The organism is Paenibacillus yanchengensis (assembly GCF_042684845.1).
Classification (GTDB): Bacteria; Bacillota; Bacilli; order Paenibacillales; family Paenibacillaceae; genus Pristimantibacillus; species Pristimantibacillus yanchengensis.
On the sequence record NZ_JBHUMH010000020.1, the window covers coordinates 47769 to 66600 of the forward strand.

Annotated in this window: 14 protein-coding genes and 1 pseudogene; 4 read left to right on the plus strand and 11 right to left on the minus strand. The window is 37.7% G+C overall.

All coding sequences use genetic code 11. The features are described from left to right. The first annotated feature begins 347 nt into the window (after positions 1-347). A complete protein-coding gene (locus ACFSTH_RS09720) occupies positions 348-1013 on the plus strand; it encodes a suppressor of fused domain protein (protein WP_377770433.1) in 666 nt (221 codons plus the stop codon). A 143-nt stretch (positions 1014-1156) separates the two neighbouring features. On the opposite strand, the gene ACFSTH_RS09725 is transcribed toward ACFSTH_RS09720, so the two are convergent. Next, positions 1157-1732 (minus strand): acetylglutamate kinase, encoded by a 576-nt coding sequence (locus tag ACFSTH_RS09725; protein WP_377770431.1) that lies wholly within the window; start codon positions 1730-1732, stop codon positions 1157-1159. Positions 1733-1878: 146 nt separating this feature from the next. Next, positions 1879-2868, minus strand: coding sequence for a tRNA dihydrouridine synthase (locus ACFSTH_RS09730; protein ID WP_377770429.1), 990 nt, complete (start codon positions 2866-2868; stop codon positions 1879-1881). 306 nt (positions 2869-3174) lie between these two features. On the opposite strand from ACFSTH_RS09730, the gene ACFSTH_RS09735 reads away from it, so the two are divergent. Next, positions 3175-3534, plus strand: coding sequence for a nucleotide excision repair endonuclease (locus ACFSTH_RS09735; protein ID WP_377770427.1), 360 nt, complete (start codon positions 3175-3177; stop codon positions 3532-3534). A 71-nt stretch (positions 3535-3605) separates the two neighbouring features. Here the strand turns inward: ACFSTH_RS09735 and ACFSTH_RS09740 are convergent, their stop codons facing one another. The 6 genes and pseudogenes from ACFSTH_RS09740 to ACFSTH_RS09765 all read right to left on the minus strand — a co-directional run bounded on the left by ACFSTH_RS09740 (position 3606) and on the right by ACFSTH_RS09765 (position 11842). Then, complete coding sequence (locus ACFSTH_RS09740) at positions 3606-5903, minus strand: helix-turn-helix domain-containing protein (protein WP_377770425.1); 2298 nt, start codon at positions 5901-5903, stop codon at positions 3606-3608. 25 nt (positions 5904-5928) lie between these two features. Then, complete coding sequence (locus tag ACFSTH_RS09745; protein WP_377770422.1) at positions 5929-7497, minus strand: extracellular solute-binding protein; 1569 nt, start codon at positions 7495-7497, stop codon at positions 5929-5931. A 306-nt stretch (positions 7498-7803) separates the two neighbouring features. Continuing rightward, positions 7804-8853 (minus strand): Cfr family 23S rRNA (adenine(2503)-C(8))-methyltransferase, encoded by a 1050-nt coding sequence (locus ACFSTH_RS09750; RefSeq protein WP_377770515.1) that lies wholly within the window; start codon positions 8851-8853, stop codon positions 7804-7806. Positions 8854-9294: 441 nt separating this feature from the next. Then, positions 9295-10916, minus strand: a pseudogene (locus tag ACFSTH_RS09755) (ABC-F family ATP-binding cassette domain-containing protein); the annotation flags it as partial. Between the two features lie 294 nt (positions 10917-11210). Continuing rightward, positions 11211-11363 (minus strand): hypothetical protein, encoded by a 153-nt coding sequence (locus ACFSTH_RS09760; RefSeq protein WP_377770420.1) that lies wholly within the window; start codon positions 11361-11363, stop codon positions 11211-11213. A gap of 311 nt (positions 11364-11674) precedes the next feature. Continuing rightward, positions 11675-11842 carry a hypothetical protein gene (locus ACFSTH_RS09765; protein WP_377770418.1) on the minus strand — a complete coding sequence of 56 codons (168 nt, stop codon included), beginning with the start codon at positions 11840-11842 and terminating at the stop codon, positions 11675-11677. Positions 11843-12159: 317 nt separating this feature from the next. Between ACFSTH_RS09765 and ACFSTH_RS09770 the strand changes: the two genes are divergently transcribed. Further along, positions 12160-14535 (plus strand): glycoside hydrolase family 16 protein, encoded by a 2376-nt coding sequence (locus tag ACFSTH_RS09770; RefSeq protein ID WP_377770416.1) that lies wholly within the window; start codon positions 12160-12162, stop codon positions 14533-14535. A 139-nt stretch (positions 14536-14674) separates the two neighbouring features. Here the strand turns inward: ACFSTH_RS09770 and ACFSTH_RS09775 are convergent, their stop codons facing one another. After that, on the minus strand, positions 14675-16423 hold the full coding sequence (locus ACFSTH_RS09775; protein WP_377770414.1) for a class I mannose-6-phosphate isomerase: 1749 nt from the start codon (positions 16421-16423) through the stop codon (positions 14675-14677). A gap of 3 nt (positions 16424-16426) precedes the next feature. After that, positions 16427-17365: an ROK family protein gene (locus ACFSTH_RS09780; protein ID WP_377770412.1), complete on the minus strand. Its 939-nt coding sequence runs from the start codon at positions 17363-17365 to the stop codon at positions 16427-16429. Positions 17366-17581: 216 nt separating this feature from the next. Here ACFSTH_RS09780 and ACFSTH_RS09785 point away from each other — a divergent pair, with 216 nt between their 5' ends. Then, positions 17582-18472, plus strand: a complete 891-nt coding sequence (locus ACFSTH_RS09785; RefSeq protein WP_377770410.1) for an AraC family transcriptional regulator — start codon at positions 17582-17584, stop codon at positions 18470-18472. 19 nt (positions 18473-18491) lie between these two features. Here ACFSTH_RS09785 and ACFSTH_RS09790 read toward each other — a convergent pair whose 3' ends face one another. Beyond that, entirely contained in the window at positions 18492-18809 is a 318-nt protein-coding gene (locus ACFSTH_RS09790; protein ID WP_377770408.1) for a hypothetical protein, read from the minus strand. Between the last annotated feature and the right edge of the window lie 23 nt (positions 18810-18832).

Sequence of the window (18832 nt, forward strand, 5' to 3'; positions counted from 1 at the left end):
TATAGAAACATTTCGTAGTTCATTTGAAAACTCCATTTATATTGTACTAATTTGTGTTGGCTTGTACCCTATCGTTCTTGCAGTTGAAAAAAAGTTGACTACTAAAAAATCTCAGAAATTAGATTCTCGTACGTCATTTATATAATATTTTCTTCAAAGTCTATTACATATTATGCAAAAATTTGTGTTACTTTAACTCATGAATCGTAATTATTAATTATTTAACGGCATCATGAAGGACACAACCATCAAGATCAAACGTATCAACAGACGTGATTTGAATGAACCATATTATTTAAAAAAGAAACCTTTGATTTTTCAATTTAGCAGTGAAGGAGAATAACCAAATGACTCAAATGAGTTTAGAAGAATTCAAACAAAGAATGCAAGATGAACAATTTAGCCCAGGCTGGGAAGCAATCGAAACAGAGTTTGTACGTATATACGGAGAGATACAACCAGCACATTACGGCACTAATATGCTATCACGTGCTATGTTTGGCGGCGATCAATATTTGGATGGTTATTCCATCTACACTTCCGAAAAGGGCTATAAGCATATCGTTACTTTTGGTATGACAGAATTATATGCGGACGAAAAAGCATTTGGTGGCGAGTGGAATCGCTGGGGATATGAAATGACTTTCAAATTAAAAGAAGAAGATAATGAAAACTGCATGTGGGTGCTAGATATGTTATCTAATCTTGCAAGATATACAAATACACAAGAAAGATATCTAGAACCTTTCCAGTATATTTCTGGCAACGGCACATCCATTCATACTGGCACAGAATCGAGCATTACAGCACTCTTTTGTATACGGGATACAGAAGCGAACACGCTAGACACCGTTTATGGAAGAACTGATTTCGTTCAACTCGTCGGCATTACGGAGCAAGAACTAAACGTGTTGATAGCAGATTCTAGCAAGGGAGCAGCACTTTTTGAATTAATAAAGCAAGATAATCCAGACTTAGTGACAGATATGAAGCGAACTAAATCTTATTTTTAATCTGTTTACAGGCAATTAGCTTGGTGTAAGAGGGTGGGGTTTTCTAACTACCCTCTCAAAGCTAAACACCATTACTAAACAGCGTATATATGCTATATGTACGCTGTTTTTACATACGTTTGCATCCCATTTACCATTAACAATCAAAATTGCATCGGGAACTGTTGTACGATTCCACTTGTCATAACATCTGCCATCCCCAACGCCTGCGCTTGAATTGGATCGGCTAACGCAACATTTCGTGTATAATCCTGTGCAATGCGACTGGTAACTTCCTCAGTAAGAAGTCCCAGATGCTCATATAACATATGTCGCCACTGTTCTACAGACCAATATGGATTTATTTTACTAAGAAAAACGGCAATCTGGTCAGCATTTGCATACCAACGTTTTGTAGCATTTTGAGCAGCTTGAGTGTTTCCAGCTTTTAAGTTAGTAACTAGCTCTGCGGCAATAGTAAGATGTTCTGTTAGCAATTTCGCAAATTCCGATGCTATAACCGGTCCATAAATAGGTGCTAGAGCAGCAGCAAAATCATCAGGATTGCGCAACAGTCGTTCTGTTGTTGGCTTTACATCTGCGAGACCGTCGACAATACTGTTTACTGTAAGCCTCGTCCAAAACACATGCTGTTCCCACAACGCTCTTAAGTTTCTATTTAGCTCGACACTCGCTGTAGTCCAATTTCTGTAATAATGATTTAGGGCAAAATTATACATACACACAACACTCCATTACAGTTTTAACCAGTATATTAATAAAGCTTCTTCTGTGTGCATTCGTCTACTTCGCTCGTCTAAAATTATATTTATTGTTGAACTAACTGCAAAAAACTTCTGATCTCAAATCCTCACACATTTTCTATTTAAGCATCTTTCTGCTCCATACTCATTGCTTCATTTAAGTCAAAGTGATTGAGCAATGCCCGCACTTCATTCGTTGACTTGGTGCTCATCAATTGATGTCGAAGCTCAGCTGCCCCGCGAAATCCTTTAACATATATTTTGAAAAAACGATGAAGCCCTGACATAGCACGTGGCAACTCTTCGATATATTGATCATGAAGATCAAGGTGTAATTTTAATAGCTCCATATATTCAATAGGACTGTGTTCTTTGGGTTCATTTTCAAAAGCAAACACATTATTAAATACGCCACGTCCAATCATAATACCATCTATACCGTATTGCTCTGCTAGTTTTAGACCTGTTGCTCGGTCAGGAATATCGCCATTAATAGTGAGTAGTGTGTCGGGTGCTATTTGATCACGCAATTGTTTAATTTCTGGAATTAACTCCCAATGTGCATCCACTCGACTCATTTCTTCTCTAGTACGTAAATGAATGGATAGGTTCGCAATATCCTGTTTCAATAGATGTGTTAGCCATTCTCGCCACTCATTAATTGCTGTATAACCCAGCCTTGTTTTTACACTTACCGGCAATCCGCCCGCTTTTGCTGCTTGAATAATTTCTGCTGCCACAGCAGGGTAAAGAATCAATCCACTCCCCTTCCCTCTCGATGCCACATTAGGAACAGGACAGCCCATATTAATATCTATACCTTTGAATCCCATCTCTTTCATACCTAAACTCGTTTGTCTAAAATATTCCGGTTTATCTCCCCATATATGTGCCACCATTGGCTGCTCATCTTCTGTAAACAGCAATCGTCCACGCACGCTTTTCAGCCCATCTGGATGACAATAGCTCTCCGTATTTGTAAACTCTGTAAAATAAACATCCGGCCTACCTGCTTGACTCACCACATGACGAAAAACAACATCCGTCACACCTTCCATCGGTGCCAGCACAAAAAATGGTTTGGGCAAATCACGCCAAAAATTATCTGTCAACTTTCACTCATACCCTCTCGTTATAAAATCTTACCTTCATTTTACCAATATTCTGTTTATCTATGTTCCCACAAAAAAATCCTTCATTTTGGTTGGCGGTACTAACCTATCCAAATTCATTACAAAGGATTATAGCATAAATAATATTACATGAAAAAAATTTCATAAGAGTACTTTTATAATAACTTATTAAAAAAGCAATAACTATGTCTGCATCATCTACGATCATTTCCGACTTTGTCCTTAACATTACAGCATAGTTATGATAAGCTTTAATCTTATATGAAAAGAGGACGTGAATAATCGATGATAAACATAACGATACCAGAACCTAATGTGACAATTACAAAAGAAAGTAATCCCGAAGAAAGCCATATTTATGGCTTTACAGCATTTCATTTGATTACAAGAGAAAAAGGCGGTTTCTTTGCTTTTTACAATGACAAAGATGAACTGCTTTTTGTAGGAAAAGCTCGTAAGCTTAGACCTCGAATAAAAAAACATTTTGAGGACTCCGTTTCTGTCATGAAAAACCATCGAAATGAAGTAAAAAAAATTGAAGTTTATGAAATTGAAGACCCTGTAGATCGTGAAATTTATGAAACGTATATGATTAATAAGTTCAAAGCGAAATATAATATTGAAAAAGTATTTTATAAATCTTAATCCAAAATAGAGAGCATGGCGATGGAGTTAACATCATCATGCTCTCTATACTTGCTACGATTAAAATTTGGTTATCCTTCGCTTCCCGAGGCTCCAGTTATAAACCGATTACGATATTCTGTAGGCGTGATGCCGACTTGTGCTTTGAATACCCGGATGAATGTAGACCGATTACCATAGCCTGTCGCCTCCGCTACCTCATGAATTTTTAGATGATGGTTGTCTAGCAATTCTTTCGCCTTTGTAATCCGTACGTTACTCAAATATTGCAAAAACGTTTTATTCGTTTCTTTTTTAATCATTTGCCCAAAGTAAGATGGATTCATATTAAACTGCTCTGCTACACTTTCCAAGCTTAAATGTTGTGCTGCATATTCAGTTTCCATATACGTAATAATGGCTTCCATAAATGCTGACTTCGTTTTTTGTTTTTGCGATGATAATGATTGAATGAGTTCTGCTGCACTAGTAAGTAGTAATTGTTCTAACTCCATCATCGTTAATGATTGGTTGGTCATACTTGTTGCATAAAACTCTTGAGCAATAATCGTTTCTCTGTTTAAATTCAAATCAAATATAATCGCCTCTAACTCCATAAAAACCGAGTAGTAATAATAGTAAATGCGATTCAAACACTCATCCAGATAGGCATGTTTACTAATCCATTCTCCAAAAAGGCGGATAGCAGCAGCTGCTTTTTGTTCATCATGCGCTCGAATATGTTGCACAATCGAATCCTTTAGACCAATCCATTCATCTTCCAACAAAGATAATTCGTTAAATAATTGCAATTCACTAAAACGGATTAAACTGCCATTACCACTCACGATGCGGTAATGTAACGCTGTCTGAGATTCCCGATAAGACGTTGCAATTTGCTGAAAGGTAGCATAACGATTACCGACACCAATGGTCCAATTATATTTCAAATATAGCTTCAACTGTTGCCGTAAAACGTCCATTAATTCATAAAAGCGGTTGGGCTCTGGATAGCCATAACTGCCACTAAATACGAGGGCGAACGATATTTCATTCACAAAAACCGATTCAAATTGATAGCCTTCATAAGCTACCGTCTCTTCTGCAATATTAACTGCTGCAAATACGAGTAGCCCCTTGTCATGCTCCGTTAACTCGTTTAGTTCATCACAGTGACAACTCACCACTTGAAATATTTCTGCTGTGAGATCAAGTCGAAGTTTTATATATTCTTGACTGACATACTTATTTCCTTTCACAATATCGAGCAAGCCTTTATTTTTAATAACAGCATAGTTTTCTTGCATAATTTTTCCGTACTGCTCCGTATATTCCATCATCCAACTAAACGCGTATTGCAATTGATCCCCTTGTGTATCTTGTTGTTGCTCTGTAGGCAGCTTTTCATTCAAACGTGCTAGCATAACATCGAATGGTCGATAAAAACGTTTCGTCAAATACATAGAAACAAAGATACCAAATAAAATCACAACAATCGTTAATAGCAACGTTACATTCGTAATAAACTGCATTGGTGCAAACAGCCATTTCCGCGGTACGATCACTCCATATTCCCACAGATTATAACGCGACTGTACTTTGGAAATAAAATAGTGCCGTTCTGGATGATCCTGTTCCAAATAAGTGTTAATATCCATGTCCTTCGCTTGTGTATAAATTAGTTGTTTTTGCTCATCAGCTATCGTAATAGCAAGCGGATATTCACTCTCCAAATTGTTAAACAAACTGCTCAATCGATCCAATCTAATATTAATAAGTAGCATCGCATCGTTCACATTTCCATCGTTGGTCAAATGGCGATAAAAACTAAACACTTCTTGTTCTGTCGGATAACCACTTATATAATGGGATTCTGTTAATCGTTTTCCTAGCCAACCACTACTCGGCAAATCACTTGCCATTATTTCCTCCACTAATTGTCTATCTTCATAATCGGCAAGTAATTTTGTAAATTTACTCATTACTACTTGCTGTGCATCTGGAATATATAACGACATCGTAATCAAATTACCGTGTATTTTTTCTTCACTAGCTAACTTGTCATACATTTTTTTCAGTGCCGTTTGATATTCTTCTTCGGATGCATAGAGATCGTTTTTCAGCAAAAATATAAATTGTTTTACTTCTTTATCTTCTAAAATTTTAATAGAAGAACGATCCATCTCTTTGAACATCGTATCCAATTGATTTTCAATTTGTGAAAGTAATGAAGCATTAATACCAACGAGCTGCATTCGCAAATTGTTAGAAAACGTAAAGTAAAGCGGTACGATAAGCAAAACAATAACAAGTAGAACGACAATAGCAAAATAAATTGGTAGTCTACTACGGATGAATCGTTGATAAAACCATTGTTGAAGAGTACCCATTTGTCTATTCCACCTTTGCACGACATTATTGATTAGCTCCAATCGCATCGCTCATCTCTTGCATGGCTTGTTCACCACCAGAACTTTTCCACTTTTCCAAAAATTCCGCAAATCCACTGTCTACCCCCAATTGCCCACGAATAATTTTGTTGAAATACTCATCGTATAACTGCTCCGAATTCGTTTTGAAAGCGATCCACTCTGGAGTAGTAATATGATAGGCAGCCGAATAGACTAAATGTTTTGTTAGCTGCTCCAAGTTTTCATTTACTTTTGCTGAAAAGTGGGGGATCGACTGATCTCTTAGTTGCAAATATGGCTCCTCCGTCATTCGTGACCAACTGACAATGCCCCAATTTAGTTCATGCGGAGCGCCTGCTGTAGCAGAATGAAACCCAATATCTTTGCCTCTTTCTTCTAAAATTAATTGTTTTTTCCCATCCACCTCTTTATAATGGACATCCGGAACACCGTACAACGTTAACTGCTCCCCTTCTTCTGACAACAAATAATTAAGTAATTCGGCAGCGGCACGAGGGTTCTTTGCTCGATCTGTAATAACGGTATATCCCCAATATCCGGAACCAACACTATAGCCACGCTTACCAGTCGGTCCGGCGGGAGCCGCCAAAATCGCCAGTTCCGCTTGTCGAATGCTGCGCTGTAACTGCTCCTCTTTTTTAATTAACTCTTCAAAATTAGGATTATCTATCATTACTCCCGTACGCCCTTCAATAAAGCGAGGTCTAATCTGTACATTAGAACTTGCCGACAACGTATCTGGATGAATTAACTTTTGATCGTATAACTTTTTCACATAAGCTAACGCTTCCTTCACTTCCGGTTGAATGGCCCAATATTCATAGTGATCGCCAACTTGCAAAAACCCCGTACTACGAGCATCTACCGGAATTCCCCACGCCCCCATTAGTTGTTTAACGATCGAGGTGAGTCCATTAGCAATAATCCCATACGAATCATGAAGCTGATTACCATCGGGATCGCCTTTTTTGAAAGCAATTAAAACCTGCTCTAGCTCCGCTAATGTTTCTGGATTATCTAAGTGAAGCGCTTTCAACCAATCTTGACGAATGATCAGCACATGTTGCCCTGGACTGTTCATTGGTAGTTCATCTTGTATCGGTAAACCATAAAAATTTCCGTTAATCTTCAAATCAGATAGTCTCTTATCCGCTAATACTTGCTGTAAATAAGGCAACCCTTTCGTCAGTTCTTCTGTAAGTGGGACAAGCTTTCCATCACGAATCCATTTGTTCATTCTACCATAATTATCACTATCTACAATGGTAATAACATCAGGATAATCGCCAGCTGCAATAAGCACATCTATTTGTGAATCATCCCAAACACCAGTATTAATTTCAATATCTAACTTAATTTGTTGCTCCATATATTGAAGCACTCGATCATCATGCAATTGATAATCTTGTCGGTCAAAGCTATATATACTTATCTTTTCTAGTTGTTCCTGATTGCTATACGTTTCTACAGAAGTACAAGCGGTTAGTGCTAATATTGCTAAACAATATAGTGCTAGTCTACGTGTAAATTCACTCATCCGTTTTCTAGTCATCAGCTATCCCCTTTAATTAGCACCTTCTCTTTTCTATATAGTACCACCAGAAATAGGAAAGTGCGATCAAGAAAATATTATTTTCTCAATCGCCACATTTCCAAATTCTATTTTTTCTTATAAAAAATAGCTTTTATTACTCACTTTAATCGTTTCAATACAAAGTTCACTAATCATCGGCGACTAGCGGACAATACCCCAGTTCAACTATTTTCATAAAAAGTTTAATCATTTTCTCAATGATGTTCCTCAATTTCATTAGGAATCCTTTGAAATTGAGAATCGCAACGTACTTCCTGTTTAATTTTACAAGTTCTTCTTCGTTTGATATTGACCGTACAATTGACCACAAGCCGCATCTATATCTATACCAAATTGACTTCTAATCGTGACATGAATGCCTGCCGATTGAAGTTCTTTATAAAACATTTGAACTTTTTCTTCATCCGTTTCCTCATAGTGCTCAGGAGCATCAACGGTTGGATTGTACCGTATAAGGTTTACATGATACAAGTGTCCCCATTGACCTCGATTTTGAAGTAATTTAGCTACGGCCATCGCATGATCAATAGAATCATTTACTCCACGTAACATAATATAAGCGATGTACACTTTTCTGCCTGTTACTTGAATATGCTCATCTAGCGTTGTCAATACTTCATCAAGAGGAAACTTATCATTTATAGGCATCAAGTTACTCCGTTGCTCATTAAACGGCGAATGTAAAGAGAAAGTGAGATTGACCTGTGGAAAATCGCTTGTCATTTTTTTGATATTAGGTATAATACCGACTGTAGAGACTGTGATTCTTCGGGGGCTTAAGCCGAACAAGCTAGAATCAGTGAGTATTTTTAATGCACCGAATACCTGTTGATTTGCAAGTGCTTCGCCCATCCCCATAAAAGCAATACTATCAAGTGAATGACCATTCAAGTAAAAATATAAAAGTTGGTCTGTTATCTCGTCAGCAGTAAGGTTTCGTTTTAGTCCAATTGCTCCAGTAGCACAAAACTGACAACCAAGTCCACATCCACATTGCGAGGAAATACAAAATGATTCCCATCCTGCTCGATATTTCATTCCTACTGATTCCACCCGATTATTACCAGATATTTCAAAAAGAACTTTTCTAACTTGTTGGGATGATTGTTCAAATACCGGCTTGATACTCAGGACATTTTCTCCAAATTCCTTTTTCAATTCGTCCCGTACATTTTTTGGTAATGCAGTCATTTGCTCAAATGCATTAATACGCTGCTTAAATATAGCATTTGTAATTTGTTTGAACCTATAGTTTGGTTGTCCTATATCTGTTAAAAATTGTTGTATCCTTTCGTATTTGGTCTTCTTATTCATAAACTTCATTTTTATTTTCCTCCAATTATTGGTCTACTAAGATCCCATGATTTCTAATTTTAGTAGCCTGATTTCAATGATGTTCTGGTCAAAAGTCTCACTTCAGAAAAGACATTTCCTTTTAAAAAAACAAAAAGGCACCGGATAAAACCGGTGCCTAGTACTTACAGAGTATTTGATTAAAATTCATATAACCATTTAGCGATTTATAAATTCTAAAAGGAGAATACCCAAAGCTTCCGGTAGCTATTTTCGATATGAAATTTACTTAAAAAAGGGCAGACTGGTCCCGTTACAAGCAAATCTCCAAGTAGCATATATGACTTTGTATCTTTTTCTAATTCTACGTTTACGAAAATAGCCTCCATCACTTTACCTCCGTTCTTACTTAATAGTTCATTACTTTACTCTCTACAAACTGCTTACTGTTTTTCTGCCTTTTTGTGACTTAGCCTCAATATAATCATCATAGTTACCGTTATATAAATTAGCTCCTGTTGGAGTGAGTTCTAACATTTTGTTAGCTAACTTATTAAGAAAATAACGGTCGTGAGAAATAAATAACAATGTACCCTCGTAATTCATGAGTGCTGATTCCAACATCTCTTTACTGAACAAATCTAAATGATTTGTCGGCTCATCTATAATGAGGACATTGGCTTCTTGTAACATGAGTTTGGATAGTGCAACACGTGCTTTTTCACCACCACTAAGGGAAGATATTTTCTTAAACACATCTTCGCCAGTAAACAAAAAGTTTCCTAGTATAGTACGAATTCTAGCCTCTTCAATATGAGGAAACATACTCCATACCTCATCTAATATTATGTTATTTGGATGTAAAGTAGATTGCTCTTGATCGTAGTAACCAATAGTAACCCCATTCCCCCAAGTTATTACGCCACTATCTGGTTTATAATCATCGATTAACGTCTTAAATAGTGTTGACTTTCCAACACCATTGGAACCAATTAATGCTACTTTCTCACCTCGTAGTAGTTGGAAACTAATATTCTTTAATAGAGGCTTTCGTTCAGATCTACTTCGACATAGATATCAATATCTCGAACTTGTAACACCTCTTTATGAGACATTTCTTCTATTGAAAACGACATCTTTTCACGTTTTAAGTCTTTGAGAGGTTTATCTATACGTTCGATTCTTTCAAGCTGCTTTCGTTTGTTTTTTGCACTTTTAGACGACGTTGCCATGGTAATGTTCCGTTGAATGTAATCTTCCATCTTAGCAATTTGTTCTTGCTGTATGGAATATTTCTTAGATAAAATTTCACGGTTTTTCTCTTTGTTCTCAACATATTTCGAATAGTTGCCTACATATCGTTGTGCTTCTGTTCGCTCAATTTCATAAATAATGGTTACAAGCGAGTCCAAAAAGTAACGATCATGTGAAACGACAAGGATAGTACCAGGATATGAGCGTAAATAACTTTCTAACCAAGCTAAAGTAGCAAGATCCAAATGATTTGTCGGCTCATCCAAGATAAGCAAATCTGGCTGTTGCAATAGTATTTTAGCTAAAGCAAGTCTTGTTTTTTGACCTCCACTTAACTTATGAATGGGTATATTATGGGAAATATTACCGAATCCAATCCCTTGAAGAACACCACGAATTTTTGCTTCAATTTCGTAACCGCCGTGTTCCATAAACCAGTCAGATTTTGTTGCGTAACGATTCATCGTTTTTACATATGTCTCGTTATCAGTCATTAAAGAAGGTTCACCCATTATCTTTTCTAACGCTCGAAGTTCTTTTTCTACCTGGAGAAGATCAACAAAGACACTCAACATTTCATTCCAAATTGTATTATCCATTTGTAGTCCACTGTTTTGACGCAAATAACCAATTTTTGATTCTTTTCCAATATAAATCTCGCCATTATCGTAAGGGATATCCCCAGCAATAATCTTTAATAAGGTTGATTTTCCAGCGCCGTTCACTCCAATAAGACCAATCCGGTCACCTGATTCAATTTTCATTGATATATTTGAAAGTACAAGTTCTCCTGCATAGCTTTTACTAATATCATTTAATTGCAATAACATGTCTGTCACCCTTTCTTAATAATTTTTTTATTCTCAATTTCTTAATATTTTTTTATTTCTAGCGTATTCCGTTAACCAGGAATCCACAAATAAATGTTCATCTCAACTTTCTCCTTTAAAACACAAAAAGACGCCGATTACATCGGCGCCTAAAGGTTACATAATAATCTATAAATATCTGAGATTATACTATACATTTTGTGTTAGAAAACAAAATGACGCCAAACAGAGCCGGCGCCTAGTAGTTACATAGTTCCTTAATCAAAGTTTATAAAATCATCTCAGTATACTTTGCTAAAATAAGGATGCAAAAAGCTTCCGATCACTGTTTCCCATATGAAGTTTTCCTGTAAAAGGACAGACTAGTCCCGTTACAAGCAACCCCCCAAGTAGCAAATATGATTTCACTTCTTGTTGTAACACTACATTTGAAAATACAGTTTCCATTACTTTTTGCCTCCTTTCATACTTCATAATAATACTAAGCAGTCTACTACATGTTTATAAAAAAAGCAACTTAGATCATATAATTGCCTGCGGGGGATATAGCTTCGCAACTTTTTTACAAACATCACGATTTTATTTTAAATATCGTATCTTTTCTATAAACATCGTGACTTTATTTTATGACTAATATGTATCACCCTTTATTTTTTTGACTTTTTACGTTTTAAGTCTTGATAACCCTAAGGAATCGATTCTATGAATCTACTGCTTTAGCAATACCATCATCGGATATTTATCTAACACCTTTACTTCTAGATTCCTTTGACAATCGAAAAATGTTTAAATGCAATAATGATGCCGTACATTGGCGCGTATATAAATACGAGATAAAACAAAATCATCGGAAAAATTAGCATATACAACTGATAATGCCGCTTCGAATCCCGAATAAGCTGTGTCCCTAATCGTTTGTTTCTCATCGTTAAATTCCGCTCCTTTCTCAGAATGACTTGAGCAATTAGTCGAAGCATAAACGAAAAAGGGGGACTAACGAAAGAAGCGTTACCCCGAAGTTGTCGCATATCTGTTGTTTTGAGTTATCATTTATATCGTTCTGTAGCAATTCTCTACATTGCCGTAAATTGTGTTGACTAGCTTCACAAGAGGGCTAGATAATGAGTTCAGAAAGTGCAAGTAGGCTACAAAAAATAACAAAAGAAAGGCTGGGATGCGCCACCATCTAAAATGTTCAAATGGAGACAGCTACGTAGAATCCAAACGAAAGAGGAGAATTGCTATGTCAATGAAAAAGTATGTTTACAAATTGCTATGTATCGTACTCATCTTTCCCTTCTTCCTTATACCTGGAACATTCCAAGCTGACGCAATTGAAACAACTGTATTTTTTGACGATTTTGATGGTAATAAACTCGACACTACGAAGTGGCTCACTGCTTTCAAGCAGTGGGGTGGGGATAATGCCAATGGCGGTGTACTTCCACAAAACGTATCGGTACAAGATGGAAAATTAATTATTGAAGCCTATGGTGATCAATATGACGGTGATATCAAGGGGATTAACCGCGACTACTCCCTCCGTGCAGATGGAAAACGAGTCGGTGGCGCTATTGCAACGATAAATGATTATGCTTCCGGAAAATATGAAGTTCGCATGAAAGTAGCACCAAAACTAGGCGTAGCCTCAGCTATTTGGACTTTCCATTATGAAGAATACAATTCTGATGATCCGCTGTACAAAAACAAACCGGTAGGCGGCGAAGATTACTATGCCGTTAACCACGAAATTGATATGGAATTTCCAGGCCGTCCTGGACCAGCTCATCAAGATTTTTCCTATAATAAAGGTTTGTTCAACACATGGGTAGGTGAAAATGAAGATGAATATACGACGGAATATGCTAGCTTAGGACAAGCCGTCAATGACGGGCAGTTCCATACGTATCGGTTTGATTGGCATACGGGAGACTCTGGTGAACAGAAACGAGTAGATTTTTATATCGATGATGTACTCCTTCATACAACGACAGAGCATATTCCGACGATTGGCAGTCGACTGTGGATTGGTGCATGGTTTCCGAATAATTGGGCAGGAACACCTGACTTCCATACCGAAACGTTAGAAGTCGATTGGGTGAAAATTACACCATTTGAACAAGTTGGTGATGATTGGTCGCCAGAAACATATCCGAATGACGGCTGGTCTTATTTGGACCCGACTATACCCGAAGATGGCTTTTTTGACGACTTTTCCACTCCGTCGCTAGATCCTGGTAATTGGATGATTGCTAAGAAAAACTGGGGTGGGCAGCTCAGCAAAACAACGAGCTTTAATGGCGGTGTCGTCCCACAAAATGTGAAATTGCGTAACAATAACCTTGTTCTCGAAGCGCATGGTAATTACTACAACGGACCTGTCATGGGAATGAACAAAAACGGTTCGCTTCGAACAGATGGCAAACGAGTCGGTGCAGCAATTGCAACAACCAATTATTACGCATCAGGCAAATACGAAGTACGCATGAAAATAGCACCTGATCCTGGAGTCGCTTCCGCCCTATGGACGTTCCATTATGAAGAATTGTATCCCGCTGACCCGGGCTTTATATGTAAGGAGGTCGGTTGTGAAGGTGACGATGGCTACTATGCCATTAATCATGAAATTGACATTGAATTTCCAGGACGACCAGGACCTGCCCATGAAGACTTCTCCTTTAGCAAAGCACTACTCAACACCTGGGTTGGAGAAAATGAAGACGAATACACAACCAACTATACATCTCTAGCTGCTCCACAAAATGACGGGCAATTCCATACGTACCGGTTTGACTGGCATACAGGCGACGCAGATGAAACTGCGCGCGTTGAATTTTATATCGATGATGAATTAGTGAATACGACCTATACGCACATTCCTACGCGAGCTAGCCGTTTCTGGATCGGAGCATGGTTTCCACGTAGCTGGGCTGGTAAAGCTAACTTTAATACTTCTCAACTAGAAGTGGACTGGGTAAAAATTACGCCATTCCATGAAGCAGGCGATGAATCTGTGATGGAAAGTATTTTCCCTGGCAGCTATGATTTTGCCGAGTATGCCGAATATCCAAAAGCTTTATCTACCGATCCAAATGTGCCAACACCGACACCAACGGTTGCGCCGACTTCTACACCGACAACCACACCAACAGCAACGCCGTCGGTTGAGCCAACAACGACACCGTCGCCTACACCGACAGCTACACCGTCACCAACCGAGTCTCCGCAGCTCAACTTGATACGAAACGGCAACTTTGTAAATGCACTACATTGGACAGATATTTCTACTGCTCCGGCACAAGCCCAAATCATTGCGGGTCAAATGAAGTTACAACCTGCTTCTACCTATAGCGCTGAAGCAGAACAACGTGTCACCGTTGTCCCTGCGAATACCTACACCATTCAAGCAAATATGAACAGCTCCGATGGACAAACTTTTGGGTATTTACGAGTCTACGATGGAGCCACTGTTTATGAAGTCGGTAACGCTAGCAGTAACGTGCAACAAAAACAGTTAATTTTTACCCCTTCCAGCAATGAAGTACGTGTCGTCTTGCATGCCTATAAAGGACAGACTGGCAGCTTCTATTTCGATAATATCGAACTGGTGAAGGATTAAGCGACGAGGGTAATGGTGAGGGCTGTTTATAACATTTGAATCATAAATAGCTAGGAGTCTGATGAACTCCTAGCTGTTTTTTCTTTATTTTCAACTTTATCATGCAAGTATTTAGTTATTAAAACTTTTCGCCAATGAATTATGTTCTTACATATGCTTTAATTGTTCCAATTTCTTTACCTATACTGTTTCCATGAGGTCGAATGGTATAACTGCCAATATGTGCAGGTATAATAAATGTCTCAGCATAATGAACAATGAATGGCTCAAAGGTATTAGTTGGACTTTCTACGATTGCTTCTTCACCCTCGATTAAGTTAAATACATGAACTGTATCATTCGTATGATGAAGAACAGGTTTCGAGAACCAATGTCTTCTCGTTTCTATAAACTGTCTGTCATGCAAACCTGTTTTCTCTTCGATCCAGCCGTCACCTTCGTCTACTTGTTCGACCTGATTAACGATATTATCACTGATCCATGTTTCATCTCTTTCCCACTGAATAGAATTGAAACCATGTTCAAGATGGACAGGTCTTGGCATTCCATCCATTCCAAGCCGTCCCCAATCCCATAATTTAAACGTGAAATAGTTAGGCGTTGCACTTATTTCTAGTACCAATGAATTAATTCCTTGCGAATGAATCGTACCTGATGGGATTAAAAAGTGATCATGCTTTTTCGCTTCATATTGATTAATATACTTTTCATCGTCAAAATGAATGCCTTCATCGTAGGAACGTTGTAGATCTTCCTTCATCGCTTCGCGGTCAATATCGTTTTTGACTCCCAAATAAACGTTAGCATTTTCTCCAGCATCCATAACATAGTAACTTTCCTCTTGCGTATAATGCACACCAAACGTTTGCTGCACATAGCTAACTGGCGGATGTACTTGCAAACTAAGGTTGCCACCTTCAAACGTATCTAGAAAGTTAAATCTAATTGGAAACTCTGCTCCAAATCGTCCATACACTTTGTCTCCCAAAAGTTCAAGCGGATGTCTTAACACCGCATTAAGAGCTGGAATTTCAACTCTTACATCGCCAAATCTTAAATACAAACTATTTTCTTCTGGTACTCCGTTAAAGCTCCAAGCATAGTTTTCTACGGATGGATCTAAACCTAATTTTTCTTTCATCCATTGCCCACCCCATACACCAGGTGCAAAATAAGGAACTACTCGGAATGGTTGGTTAACGGTTTGCTCTAAACCAGATAAGTAAGCACTGTTGGTTACCATTTTAGGATCATTGTTACTATTCGTATCTAATAAATAATCTACTTTATCGAATAACTTCCGTTTATGTCTATCCGCTACACGCCATTCAAAGAAATAGCCTCGTTTAATCTTCCTAACCGCATCTTCGTCACGATTGTCTGCTTTCCAGTTCGGAATGTCGTTGTTGTTAAATCTTGTTGTAATTTCCCATCTAGCCAAATCAGCATAAATAAGTAAATCTGGCTCGCAAACCAAGTTCGCACCAACACCATAAATAACAACAAGTCCATTATCGATACGATCGATTGCATTTCTAGCTTCTTCCAAACGGGCATTATCCAAAAAATCGCTAAAATTGTGGACCGACATTCTTCCGAATACTCGATCTGATGTCATATGAAATTGAATCATCTCGGTTACTTGCTCACTAGAGTAGTAAAGGTCGTCGACAAACAATGTATGGACAGACTGCAATTTCGAAACTAAACTAGTTTCTAGCTCTTCCATTCTTACACCAGGATAACAATCGATCATTACAATCGTTTTGTCCTTTCCTATACCAGTGATTGCTTTATTAAGCTCACCAACAATGTTGTCATAGTTTTGCCAAGCGAATTCGTCATATCCCTTTACGTTCGTCTCAGGATACATATTAAAATTAGACACGATTTATCCCATCCTTTTATTCGATTGTTGTAATAACCTTGCCACGCCTTTAAACGTACTTACAGAAGTTTCCGCGGAACATACGATACTTATCGTTTTGTTCTCAAGCGTTTCATATACTCCAGCAATAAACAAATCTTTACTCTTTGTAATTTGGCCGCCAAGTATGATAGCGTCTGGTTTAAATGTTGCAATGAACGGATTTAAAGCTGCACCAATGTTATTTCCAAACATTTGGAATAGCATTTTCGCTTTAACATCTTCATTTCTCGCCATAACAGCTAACGTCGCTACTTCTTGATCTGTCGTATGGAGATCTATTTCATCGGCCAGTTTCAATACACCTCGTTTAGAAATGTAATCGTCAATGATCGATTGTTTAAACGGTTGATTATAAATCCAGCCACTTTCCGGCACATCTTGTCGTTCTTTAATGAGCATACCATTTTCCATAAATGCCGATCCTGCTCCAGTACCAATCGTTAAAAATATTGCTTTGTTATATCCTTTAGCCTCGCCATAGGCATACTCGCCTAATGCAAATAAACTAGCGTCGTTATCAAAAACAATTTGAAATTCACTGCTCATTTTGGAATAGAAGGAGCTCTCTTGTTTCAACCGATTCATTACTAATTCTCGAAGATTCAAACCATATATCTCTTCAAATTTATCGATTCCTTTTATATAACTTATCCCTTCTTCATAATCAAATGGACCTGGAAATGCATAACCAACACCAGTTATTTCAAAATTCCTATCCAAAATACCATTGGTTTGCTGCTTAATAATGAACACCAAATGCTCGATAATGCCTTCCTTCGTTTCTTTTGATTTCGAGGGAAAGATCGCATACGAGTCAGGAACTATTTCACCTTCGCTATCCAAAACAGCCGACTTAATAAACAAACCTCCAACGTCAAAAGCAATTGAATACTTATTCATTGCAATTTTCCACTTCCTATTTCGGCCAATGCCGTTAAATTGAGAACCTGCTACACATACATTAAGTATAAGACACAAGCATAGTTTAATCTTTTTGAAAACCAGACCTTTTTTTATAAAATTCAGCCATACATTTCATGTATACATCGTTATATGCTACTATAAACACAGTATCATTCTTACCATTCAATATTATTCGAGAAGGAGATTACAGCCATGGAGTGGAGAAATTCGTTGCTAGAAGGGGCCATTATACTAAATCGGAAATCATTACAAGTGAATGGGGCGGATGCTTCCATCCTTATTCACTATTGGGGCGCACAACCGGAACATTATAATAATCAGCCTCATCAACATTCCTTTTTTGAGCTCTGTTATATTATTAACGGGGAAGGCGAATATATCGATGACGGTCGTACATCCCATTTAACCAAAGGATCACTGTTTCTTTCTCGTCCGTTTATTGAACATCAAATATTAAGTACAACCGGACTAGAAATTATATACGTTGCATTTGAACTCCATAAAAAAAGATCTACAACGGCGATAATAGACCTGTTTGCTCAGTTAGAAAAAACCAGTACGTTCATCTTTCATGACGCTGACGAATCCACTGTTGTAAAGTTGTGGTCTTCGATCCTTTTAATGTCTTGTGATTTGTCGCAATTTTTCAATGATAGTTTTTCAGGATTATGTTCTTCTTTTTATGCCAGTGTTGTTACATTATTTAATAATCAACATATCAAACATTCACAACATGATGATCAGCATGTTTATTCATCGTTAGTGTATCAAGCGAAGCTATTTATTCATGACAATCTATCTCACACTTTAAAAATAAACGATGTAGCCAATTACATTCATATTTCCGAGCGACATTTATCGCGTATATTTCAAAAAGAGCTCGGACAATCATTTTCGCAATATATTAAAAAAGAGCGCTTGCGAAAAGCAAGCACCCTGTTATCCAACACCGATCTTAGTCTAAAAGAAATTTCAGAAGCATCTGGTTTCAAAACTGTGCACTACTTCACTACTGTTTTTTCAGCAGAAATGGGGATGGCTCCCGGAGAGTTTAGAAACATGCTCAAGCAACAAACACTATAAATAAAACCAAAGGACGTTATTAGTTCCACGGGCTATTGACGATGCCCAATTTTTGACCAATAATTTTCATGATACTTTGCTTCTGTGGCTGCAAATATTCCGTAGTACACGCTGATTCTGGTTTGTATTTTTTCCCTTCTAACCACTCCAGCGTTACCTCCGAAATATTGTTCGTTTTTTCTGCTTGTTCGAAGCAGGCTGGTGCAATATACGTTTCATGCGTATACTCTACAATCATCCGCGTATCTTTCGGTGGCTTACTTGTAATTGGAATATAAACCATGGCGATAAGGACAAGTAATACAATGGTAATGCCAATCAAATAGGATCTTCTCACTGTTCGCACCTCCACTTTTTTCA

Bases quoted from the DNA above. Each gene is read 5' to 3' on its own strand.
- ACFSTH_RS09760 (WP_377770420.1), bottom strand. From the start codon at position 11,363: ATGGAAACTGTATTTTCAAATGTAGTGTTACAACAAGAAGTGAAATCA.
- ACFSTH_RS09735 (WP_377770427.1), top strand. From the start codon at position 3,175: ATGATAAACATAACGATACCAGAACCTAATGTGACAATTACAAAAGAA.
- ACFSTH_RS09780 (WP_377770412.1), bottom strand. From the start codon at position 17,365: ATGAATAAGTATTCAATTGCTTTTGACGTTGGAGGTTTGTTTATTAAG.
- ACFSTH_RS09720 (WP_377770433.1), top strand. From the start codon at position 348: ATGACTCAAATGAGTTTAGAAGAATTCAAACAAAGAATGCAAGATGAA.
- ACFSTH_RS09740 (WP_377770425.1), bottom strand. From the start codon at position 5,903: ATGGGTACTCTTCAACAATGGTTTTATCAACGATTCATCCGTAGTAGA.
- ACFSTH_RS09785 (WP_377770410.1), top strand. From the start codon at position 17,582: ATGGAGTGGAGAAATTCGTTGCTAGAAGGGGCCATTATACTAAATCGG.
- ACFSTH_RS09750 (WP_377770515.1), bottom strand. From the start codon at position 8,853: ATGAATAAGAAGACCAAATACGAAAGGATACAACAATTTTTAACAGAT.
- ACFSTH_RS09725 (WP_377770431.1), bottom strand. From the start codon at position 1,732: ATGTATAATTTTGCCCTAAATCATTATTACAGAAATTGGACTACAGCG.
- ACFSTH_RS09745 (WP_377770422.1), bottom strand. From the start codon at position 7,497: ATGACTAGAAAACGGATGAGTGAATTTACACGTAGACTAGCACTATAT.
- ACFSTH_RS09770 (WP_377770416.1), top strand. From the start codon at position 12,160: ATGTCAATGAAAAAGTATGTTTACAAATTGCTATGTATCGTACTCATC.
- ACFSTH_RS09765 (WP_377770418.1), bottom strand. From the start codon at position 11,842: ATGAGAAACAAACGATTAGGGACACAGCTTATTCGGGATTCGAAGCGG.